Raw genomic sequence first — 8,392 nt, 5'->3', positions numbered from 1 at the left:
CTTGGCGAATTTCTCGGAGGGCTTGGCGCCCACGCCCGGTGAATCGCCACCGATCAGCGCGGGATGCGCATTCTCCAGATCGACCAGCCGCTTGCGCAGCGCATCGTATTCCGCATCCGTGATCTGCGGCGCATCCTCGCCATGATAGAGCTCGTCATGCCGCGCGATCTCCTGCGAGAGGCGCTTGTACTCGTTACGCGCCTGACGCTCGGTGAGCTCGGTGACGGCGATATCGGCAGTGGTGGAGCGGCTTGCCATGGATCGATTGTCCCCGTTGCGACCCGCCGCGCGGCGGCTGCGCTTGTTTAGCGCGGCGAGGCGCGTTGGGGAAGGATGGATGCGGGGGTATCGATCGGGTGGAGGTGGCGGAAGAATGCGCAAGACGAACAAAATTTCAAATTGCTTCAGATGACTTTTACGTGCACCACGCCAATTCAGCTGCTAATCATCGACAAGATCGAGGGAGGCCTTGTTGGAACGTGGATCCCAACGAGAAACGGCTTGGCGTGACTTTCTGGCCTGGACAGAAAGGTTTACCAGCGGCCGCTGGGTTTTCCGCGGCCTCGGGGATGATGCTTACGACCTGTTGCCGACTGTAGGGCGCAGCAAGTCGTATAGCTCAACCAGTGAACTGGCGGTTCTCGACATTTTCCGCCGACGCGTAACTGAATTCCTCAGTTCAACCGAGCCACTCAATGACTGGGATGCGCTCGGGCTGGCCCAGCATCACGGAGCGCCGACGCGGCTCATGGACTGGACAAGCAATCCATTGGTTGCGGCCTTTTTTGCCGTTAATGCGAAGGGACGCGGTGGAAACCCGGTCCTGATCGCAAAATCTCTCGGATCTGATGAAATCATTCAAACGGATGTCGATATAGATCCATTTTCCTGCGCAACCGGATTTGTTCTGCCCCGCTTCTTCACATACCGGATATCCAGCCAAAGCGGGCTGTTCAGTGTCCACTCCGATCCAACTGAACCGATTCTCGATCACCGTGAGCCGGCGCGAGCTGATATGCGCTTCATCATCCCGGTCAGTCAGCGCAACTATTTTCAGGAACGCTTGTTCTATTTCGGGTTTGATGCCCAGCGCATCATGGGTGATCTCGACGGCATTGGCACGCGTTTGCATTGGCAGTATGATCGCGCTGTCGGTTTGGACGTGGTGAGGTGAGTGGCATGCTATCGCAATTCTTGATGACCGGTCTGCCTCGCGATCGGCGCAGCACGACCGGCCCGATCGCCGGAGGGTCTGCGCTGCGGCGCGTTCGTTCCGCCGCAGAGTACAAGGCCGTAACCTCGGCTGTCCGTGATTTCACTCCTCCGAATGATCTGCCCGAATTCTGGAACAAACTGGACCTGCACGATCCGGAGGCGCGCTATGATGGCTTCGATGTCGTGCCGGAAGGAATTTATCTGCGCGACGACAAAAGTGGGAAACCCGTGCTCTTCGAGGCTTCCGGGGTGATCTATCTCGCATTCAAAGGGACTGGAAATCCGGCCGGAACCGTTGCCGCAGAGGTCAAGGGCACGCTCTGGCGCGAGGGTGACGTGCTCAAGGCCGAGGTTACGGATCTGATCCCGCTCCTTCCGGAGTGACCTTCCCGGTCGGCCCGTCCCCCGTCCCACCTGAAAAGTCCTGCAATCACATGGTAAACGCGATTGCATCCGGGCCGGTTGCGCCCTATATTCCGCACGATTCCCTGACATGTCGTCATGGTGCGCTCCGGCCCGGGCCGGGACGGAGCACAGGAGATTTTTGGCCCGCGCGCATGGCCGTATCGGCCCCGCGCCGGCGGGATTTTAAGGAGAAGACCCGTGACAACCGGTTTGCTCATGCCCAAGGCGACGGCCGTCTGGCTGGTCGAGAACACGTCGCTGACCTTCGATCAGATCGCCGATTTCTGCAATCTGCACCCGCTCGAGGTGAAGGGCATCGCCGATGGCGAGGTCGCTGCCGGCATCAAGGGCGCGGACCCCGTGAATATGGGGCAGCTCACCCGCGAGGAGATCGAGCGCGCCCAGAAGGATCCCGCCCACAAGCTGCGCCTCGCGCCGCCGAAGGTGAAGATCCCCGAGATGAAGCGCTCCAAACGCGGCCCGCGCTACACGCCGGTATCACGCCGCCAGGACCGCCCGAACGCGATCCTCTGGCTTTTGCGCAGCCATCCCGAGCTGAAGGATGCGCAGATCATGCGGCTGGTGGGCACCACCAAGACCACGATCCAGCAGATCCGGGACCGTACCCACTGGAACTCGGCGCAGCTGCAGCCGCTCGATCCGGTGACGCTGGGCCTGTGCTCGCAGATCGATCTCGATCTCGAAGTCAAGCGCTCGGCCAAGGATCGCCCCGCCGTCGCGCCGGCACCCGCCGACGAAACGTTGCTGCCGACCGATCTCAGCCTCGCTGATCAGCCGGAATTCGACGAGAAGCGCTTAGCCGAGAGCGCCTTTGGCGACAGCAACGCACCGCAGCGGGCGCGCGACGAAGAAGAGAGCTTCGACGCCGATTCGGTTTTCGCCAAGCTCAAGGGCCTGAAGCGCGAAGGAGAAGAGGGCGAAGACGGTGAGAACGACCGCTGACGCTGCAGCGGGTGATCGCGTCGGGCGAATACCGCATTGACCGCGTGCGATGCAGGGTGTTCCCTTTGCAGAGGATTCTCATTGCGAGTACCGTCTGATCGATATGCGCCAGTCCAATCTCTATGCCCTGCCCAACCTTCTGACTTACGGGCGCTGCCTCGCAGTGCCCGTGGTCGTCGCGTTTCTCTTCTGGCCACAGGAACACTGGGCACGCTGGTGGGCGCTGGGCCTCTTCGTCGCTGCCGCCATTACGGATTACTTCGACGGCTATCTCGCCCGCGCCTGGAACCAGCAATCCGCACTGGGCAAGATGCTCGATCCGATCGCCGACAAGCTGCTCGTCGCTGCGGTCCTGATGATGCTCGTCACCGACGGGACGATTGCCGGGCTGTCGCTCTGGGCAGCGATCGTGATTCTCCTGCGCGAGATCCTGGTCTCGGGGCTGCGCGAATATCTCGCCGATCTGAAGGTGAGCGTCCCGGTCAGCGCCGTCGCCAAATGGAAGACGACGATGCAGCTCGTCGCCGTCGGCTTCCTCGTCGCCGGCCCTGCGGGTGAGGCTATCCTGCCTGGCACCATCATGATCGGCACCGTGCTGTTGTGGATTTCCGCGATTCTCACCATCTATACAGGGTGGGATTATCTGCGCGCGAGCCTCGACCATATCGTCGAGGACATCCCGACTGCGCAGGACGTCGTCGAGCCCGGCAGCAAGGGCAGGGAGGACAGTGCGTGAGCGTCAAGATCGTGTATTTCGCCTGGGTCCGCGAGCGTATCGGCAAGACCGAGGAAACCCTCGAGCCACCGGTGGATATTATCACCGTGGCTGACCTCGCCGGATGGCTCGCGGGGCGCGGTGAGGAATATGCCTATGCCTTCGAGAATCCGCAGATCGTGCGGGCCGCAATCGATCACGAGCACGTCAAACCGGATACGGCGATTACCGGGGCACGCGAGATCGCCTTCTTCCCGCCCATGACCGGCGGCTGAGAGGTCGCGATGACGACGACCGATCCCTCCTCTGCCACCCCCTCCCCCGTCATCCGCATCCAGCGCGAGGATTTCGACATCGCCGCCGAGATTGCCGCTCTGAGCGAGGGCCGCGCCGATATCGGTGCGCTCGCGACCTTCACCGGGCTGTGCCGCGACGAAGGCGGGCGGCTCTCGGCGCTGGAGCTCGAACATTATCCCGGCATGGCCGAGGCCGAGCTCGGGCGCGTCGCCCGCGAAGCCGTGCAACGCTGGCCGCTCACGGGCCTTGTCGCGATCCATCGCTACGGGCTGATCCGACCGGCTGAGAATATCGTGCTCGTCATCGCGGCCTCGTCGCACCGCCATGCCGCATTTTCCGGCGCGGAATTCATGATGGATTTCCTCAAGACGCGTGCGCCCTTCTGGAAGCGCGAACATCTCGTCACCGGCGAGACCGGCGGCTGGGTCGAGGCGCGCGATGCCGATGATGCGGCCATGGCACGCTGGACAGTGTGAGCCGACGCGCTTCGCGCTTGAACCGCATCGCAAGCTGACCCATAGCTTGGGGCCGCAGCAATCAGGAAAAGCCGGGGAGGCCGGGGACCGTGTCAGTCATCCAGAGCCAGATCGATGTGAATTCCGAGAGCGCGCGCGAGAATGCGGCGCAATGGGCGCGTCTTGCCGAAGAACTGCGGCACCGCCGCGAGGCAGTCGGGGACGGCGGCTCGCAGCGTGCCCGCGAACGCCATCTTGCGAGGGGCAAGCTCCTGCCGCGCGAACGCGTCATGCGCCTGCTTGATCCCGGTGCGCCCTTCCTCGAAATCGGGGCGCTGGCGGCTTTCGGCATGTATGACGACGCCATTCACGGGGCCGGGCTGATCACCGGGATCGGGCGCGTGGCGGGCCGCGAGGTGATGATCGTGTGCAACGATTCCACCATCAAGGGCGGCACCTATTATCCCATGACGGTGAAGAAGCATCTGCGCGCCCAGGAAGTCGCCCGCGAAAACCGCCTGCCCTGCATCTATCTCGTCGATTCCGGTGGCGCCAACCTGCCGCACCAGACCGAGGTCTTTCCCGATCGCGAGCATTTCGGGCGCATCTTCTACAATCAGGCCCAGCTCTCATCGATGGGCATCCCCCAGATCGCCTGCGTGATGGGCTCCTGCACCGCCGGCGGCGCCTATGTGCCGGCCATGTCGGACGAGACCGTGATCGTGCGCCGTCAGGGCACCATCTTCCTCGGTGGCCCACCGCTGGTGAAGGCCGCGACCGGCGAGGTCGTCACGGCGGAGGATCTCGGCGGCGCCGACGTGCATGCCCGGCAATCGGGCGTGGCGGATCACTATGCCACCGACGACGTGCATGCGCTCTCCATCGTGCGCCGCATCGTGGGCACCCTCAACACCCGCAAACAGACCGATCTCGCCATCGCCGAGCCGGTGGAGCCCTATTACGACACCGCCGAGCTCGATGCGATCGTCCCCACCGATCTCAAGAAACAATACGATATCCGCGAACTGATCGCGCGGCTGGTCGATGCATCGGAATTCGACGAATTCAAGCGCCTCTTCGGCACCACGCTGATCACCGGTTTCGCGCGGCTGATGGGGATGCCGGTGGGCATCATCGCCAATAACGGCATTCTTTTCTCGGAGAGCGCCCAGAAGGGCGCGCATTTCATCGAATTATGCTGCCAGCGCCGGATTCCGCTACTCTTCCTGCAGAATATCACCGGCTTCATGGTCGGGCGTGAATATGAGGCCGGCGGCATCGCCAAGGACGGGGCGAAGCTCGTCACGGCGGTCGCTTGCGCGCAGGTGCCCAAGCTCACCCTGCTCGTCGGCGGCTCCTTCGGCGCAGGCAATTACGGCATGTGCGGGCGTGCCTATTCGCCGCGTTTCCTCTTCACCTGGCCGAATTCGCGCATCTCGGTGATGGGCGGCGAGCAAGCCGCGAGCGTGCTCGCCACCGTCAAGCGCGACAATATCGAAGCCGAGGGCAAGTCCTGGCCGGCGGAGGAGGAAGAGGCCTTCAAGGACCCGATCCGCGCCAAATACGAGGAAGAGGGCTCGCCCTATCATGCCACGGCGCGGCTGTGGGATGACGGCATCATCCTGCCCTGCGAGACCCGCCGCGTCCTCGGCCTCGCGCTCGCGGCGACGCTGAATGCCCCGGTGCCTGAAACCCGCTTCGGCGTGTTCCGAATGTAGGCGGCGGGTTTGCCGATCCGGTTTGCAGATCCGGTTTCCCGCCGGCAGCAGATCAGGCGATCCTGATCAGGATGATGCCCAGCAGGACCGCCCCTCCCCCCGAGAGCTTCGCCCGGTCGAGCCGCTCGGCCAGCCGCAGGCGCGCGAGCGCCAAAGCGAAGAGGATGCTTGTCTCGCGCAGGGCGGCGACGAGCGCGATCGGCGCATGGGCGAGTGCCCACAGCGCGATCCAGTAGCAGGTGAAGGCGATCGATCCGGCAAGAAGTCCGACCCGCCAATGCGGTGCCATGGCGGCAAAACCCGTTCGTCCGCGGGTGATGGCGGCATAGAGGATCATGCCGAGGCCGTCCAGGACGAACATCCAGGCCGCGAAGGATGCGACTTCTGCGGCCAGCCGGACCCCGATACCGTCGATGACGGTATAAGCCGCAGCGCTCGCTGCAGCGCCGAGCGTCAGGACGAGGGTGGTCACACGCGCGCCCGCAAGCGCCCCGGCGCCGGGACCGGACAGCGCCATCACCCCCACCCCGATGACACCGATGCCAACGAGCCCGAGCGGCGGGACGCTTTCTCCCAGAAGGCCGACCGAAGCGCCGGTCACGAGAGCGAGCGTCAGCCCGCGCATGATCGGATAGACGCGCGCGAGTTCACCGGTATCGTAGGCGCGCGCAAGGAAAACCTTGTAGGTCGTGTGCGGAATCGCGGTCAGAAGCAGCCAGGGCCAGACTGCCGCGCCGGGCAGCGGAACGAAAGGGAGGATCACGCATGCGATCGCCGTCTGGACGACAGCGATCATCAGCATCATCGTGAAGCGATCGACATTCGCCTTGACGAGTGCGTTCCAGGCTGCATGCAGAAAGGCCGCGAACAGGATGGCGGTGAGAACGAGAGGATCCATTTCAACAGGTGCCTCGGCGGCGCGTCAGTACGCGGTGAGCGGACAAGGCGCATCCGAGGTGACGGTCTCGCAGATACCGCCTTCCCGATGTCGCGGGCTTCGACAATCGAAACACAATCGCAACGAATCGGACCGCAGGGCACAATGTCTGGAAAACGACTGATATCCGGTCGTGAAGGCGTATAACGGTAGAAATCTTGCCTGCCAACGCACGTCATACCATCCCTGACTTCCACCAAAGGCTAAACCATCACGCAAAAGCAATTCAAAGTGAAAATTATTGATCGGCCACAAGAAAACCGGGAGCCACTGAAAGAGCCCACCTGATGCAAGGAAACGCTCTCACCCCGTTACCCGATGGCATGGTACGACACGCCACGGCCAGCGGATAACGCGATCCTCCTGCCCCCAAGACCTGCTTCGGCGTGTTCCGGATGCGGGCGCCGGGCTCCGGGAAGCGCTGCCTCAGAACGCCTCGCTGCGCTCGCCCGCGATCACCGCCCAGGCTTCGCCGAGCAGAGCGAGCAGGTCACAGCCCTCATGCAGGAAGGCGTCGACGCCGGCTTCGCGCATCGGTGCTTCGAGATCATCCGGATGGCCAGCGAGGAAGAGGATGGCGCAGCCCGCCTCCTTGAGCGCACGGGCCGCCTCGACGCCGTGCTCGGCATAGAGCGCTTCCGTCGAACACAGGCAGGCCGCGCTGGCGCCACTCTCGGTGAAGGCGTCAGCCAGCGCCTGCGGATCGGCAAAACCGTCGTCGCCGATTGCCGCGATTCCGCCCGCTGCGAACGCGTTGCGGGCGAAACCGGCGCGCGTATTGAACTGGGCGAGCTTGCCGAGATTGGCCAGAAACACCTTCGGACGCTCGCCGTTATCGGCGAGATACTGGTCCGAGCGATCGCGCAGGTGCTCGTAGGGCTCGGCTTCACGCCGGTGCGGCAAGGCCGAGAGCAGGGTCGGCTCGACACCTGCCGGGGGGGCCGCCGGAGCCCGCGCACTTCCCCCGACCGTGATCGCGCCGACGAGATTGGCAAAGCCGGCGGGCATGGTCGCGGACTTGGCAGCCGTATCCGGCTCCGGCATCTCCGGGGGCGGTTCGCGCAGGGCAAGATCGACGGGCTTCTCGTCGAGATCGGGAAAGGCGCTCACACCGGTGATCGGCGCGCGGCGATCCGCGATGACGGCGGCGCGGGCCGCGCGCACCTCACCGATGCGGACCTGCAAGGCGCTGGAGGCAAGGCTGCCGACGATCCCGCCTTCCGATTCGATCTGCTGGAAGGCCTCCCAGGCCGTTTCGCAAAGCGCTTCGGTGAGCGCCTCGTAGCCACCGGCGCCGGCAGCGGGATCGACCACGCGCCACAGATTGCTCTCGTGCAGCAGAACATTCTGTGTGTTGCGCGCCACGCGCCGGGCGAAAGCGTCCGGCAGGCCGAGCGCAGCGGTGAAGGGCAGAACGGTGATCGTGTCCGCGCCACCGATACCGGCGGAGAAACTCGCGATCGTCGTGCGCAGAAGATTGACCCAGGGGTCGCGCTGCGTCGTTATCCGCCAGGCGGTCTCGGCGTGCAGGCGGATCGGCGCCGGATCGAACCCCGCCGCAGCCTCGACGCGCGCCCAGAGGCGGCGCAGCGCCCGGAATTTGGTGATGGTGGCGAATTGATCGGCATCCGCCGCCAGCAGGAAGGCGAGATTGCGCCGACCCTGCTCCGGATCAACACCTGCGAGT

The 8,392-nt window shown here is 64.1% G+C and carries 10 protein-coding genes; 7 read left to right on the top strand and 3 right to left on the bottom strand.

Features of this window, described 5'->3' with window-relative positions:
• Positions 1 to 258: DNA ligase LigA-related protein (locus VKP01_RS06810; RefSeq protein ID WP_414706537.1), on the bottom strand; the 258-nt coding region annotated here is incomplete at its 3' end.
• Positions 259 to 472: 214 nt separating this feature from the next.
• Here VKP01_RS06810 and VKP01_RS06805 point away from each other — a divergent pair.
• The 7 genes from VKP01_RS06805 (at position 473) to VKP01_RS06775 (ending at position 5,768) form a co-directional block, all read left to right on the top strand.
• Positions 473 to 1,174 carry an FRG domain-containing protein gene (locus VKP01_RS06805; protein ID WP_324411409.1) on the top strand — a complete coding sequence of 234 codons (702 nt, stop codon included), beginning with the start codon at positions 473 to 475 and terminating at the stop codon, positions 1,172 to 1,174.
• Positions 1,175 to 1,179: 5 nt separating this feature from the next.
• Complete coding sequence (locus tag VKP01_RS06800) at positions 1,180 to 1,599, top strand: hypothetical protein (protein WP_324411408.1); 420 nt, start codon at positions 1,180 to 1,182, stop codon at positions 1,597 to 1,599.
• 219 nt (positions 1,600 to 1,818) lie between these two features.
• A complete protein-coding gene (locus tag VKP01_RS06795; RefSeq protein WP_324411407.1) occupies positions 1,819 to 2,583 on the top strand; it encodes a DUF1013 domain-containing protein in 765 nt (254 codons plus the stop codon).
• Between the two features lie 103 nt (positions 2,584 to 2,686).
• Positions 2,687 to 3,319 carry a CDP-diacylglycerol--glycerol-3-phosphate 3-phosphatidyltransferase gene (pgsA, locus tag VKP01_RS06790; RefSeq protein WP_414706538.1) on the top strand — a complete coding sequence of 211 codons (633 nt, stop codon included), beginning with the start codon at positions 2,687 to 2,689 and terminating at the stop codon, positions 3,317 to 3,319.
• Complete coding sequence (gene moaD, locus VKP01_RS06785) at positions 3,316 to 3,573, top strand: molybdopterin converting factor subunit 1 (RefSeq protein WP_324411405.1); 258 nt, start codon at positions 3,316 to 3,318, stop codon at positions 3,571 to 3,573. The genes pgsA and moaD overlap by 4 nt, the downstream gene beginning before the upstream one ends.
• A gap of 9 nt (positions 3,574 to 3,582) precedes the next feature.
• Positions 3,583 to 4,071 carry a molybdenum cofactor biosynthesis protein MoaE gene (locus tag VKP01_RS06780; RefSeq protein WP_324411404.1) on the top strand — a complete coding sequence of 163 codons (489 nt, stop codon included), beginning with the start codon at positions 3,583 to 3,585 and terminating at the stop codon, positions 4,069 to 4,071.
• A gap of 89 nt (positions 4,072 to 4,160) precedes the next feature.
• On the top strand, positions 4,161 to 5,768 hold the full coding sequence (locus VKP01_RS06775; RefSeq protein ID WP_324411403.1) for a carboxyl transferase domain-containing protein: 1,608 nt from the start codon (positions 4,161 to 4,163) through the stop codon (positions 5,766 to 5,768).
• 52 nt (positions 5,769 to 5,820) lie between these two features.
• Here VKP01_RS06775 and VKP01_RS06770 read toward each other — a convergent pair whose 3' ends face one another.
• Together VKP01_RS06770 and VKP01_RS06765 are read right to left on the bottom strand one after the other, a co-directional pair.
• Positions 5,821 to 6,666 carry a DMT family transporter gene (locus VKP01_RS06770; protein ID WP_324411402.1) on the bottom strand — a complete coding sequence of 282 codons (846 nt, stop codon included), beginning with the start codon at positions 6,664 to 6,666 and terminating at the stop codon, positions 5,821 to 5,823.
• Positions 6,667 to 7,131: 465 nt separating this feature from the next.
• A partial coding sequence (locus VKP01_RS06765) for a methylmalonyl-CoA mutase family protein (protein WP_324411401.1) occupies positions 7,132 to 8,392 on the bottom strand: 1,261 nt, incomplete at its 5' end.

Source organism: Saliniramus sp., from assembly GCF_035311605.1.
GTDB lineage: Bacteria > Pseudomonadota > Alphaproteobacteria > Rhizobiales > Beijerinckiaceae > Saliniramus.
Note: the sequence above shows the minus strand (reverse complement) of the source record. Positions and strands in the feature narration are given on the sequence as shown.

What these genes read in the sequence shown, in the direction of transcription:
- VKP01_RS06800 (WP_324411408.1), top strand. Translation starts at nt 1,180, where the DNA reads ATGCTATCGCAATTCTTGATGACCGGTCTGCCTCGCGATCGGCGCAGC.
- pgsA (WP_414706538.1), top strand. Translation starts at nt 2,687, where the DNA reads ATGCGCCAGTCCAATCTCTATGCCCTGCCCAACCTTCTGACTTACGGG.
- VKP01_RS06780 (WP_324411404.1), top strand. Translation starts at nt 3,583, where the DNA reads ATGACGACGACCGATCCCTCCTCTGCCACCCCCTCCCCCGTCATCCGC.
- VKP01_RS06770 (WP_324411402.1), bottom strand. Translation starts at nt 6,666, where the DNA reads ATGGATCCTCTCGTTCTCACCGCCATCCTGTTCGCGGCCTTTCTGCAT.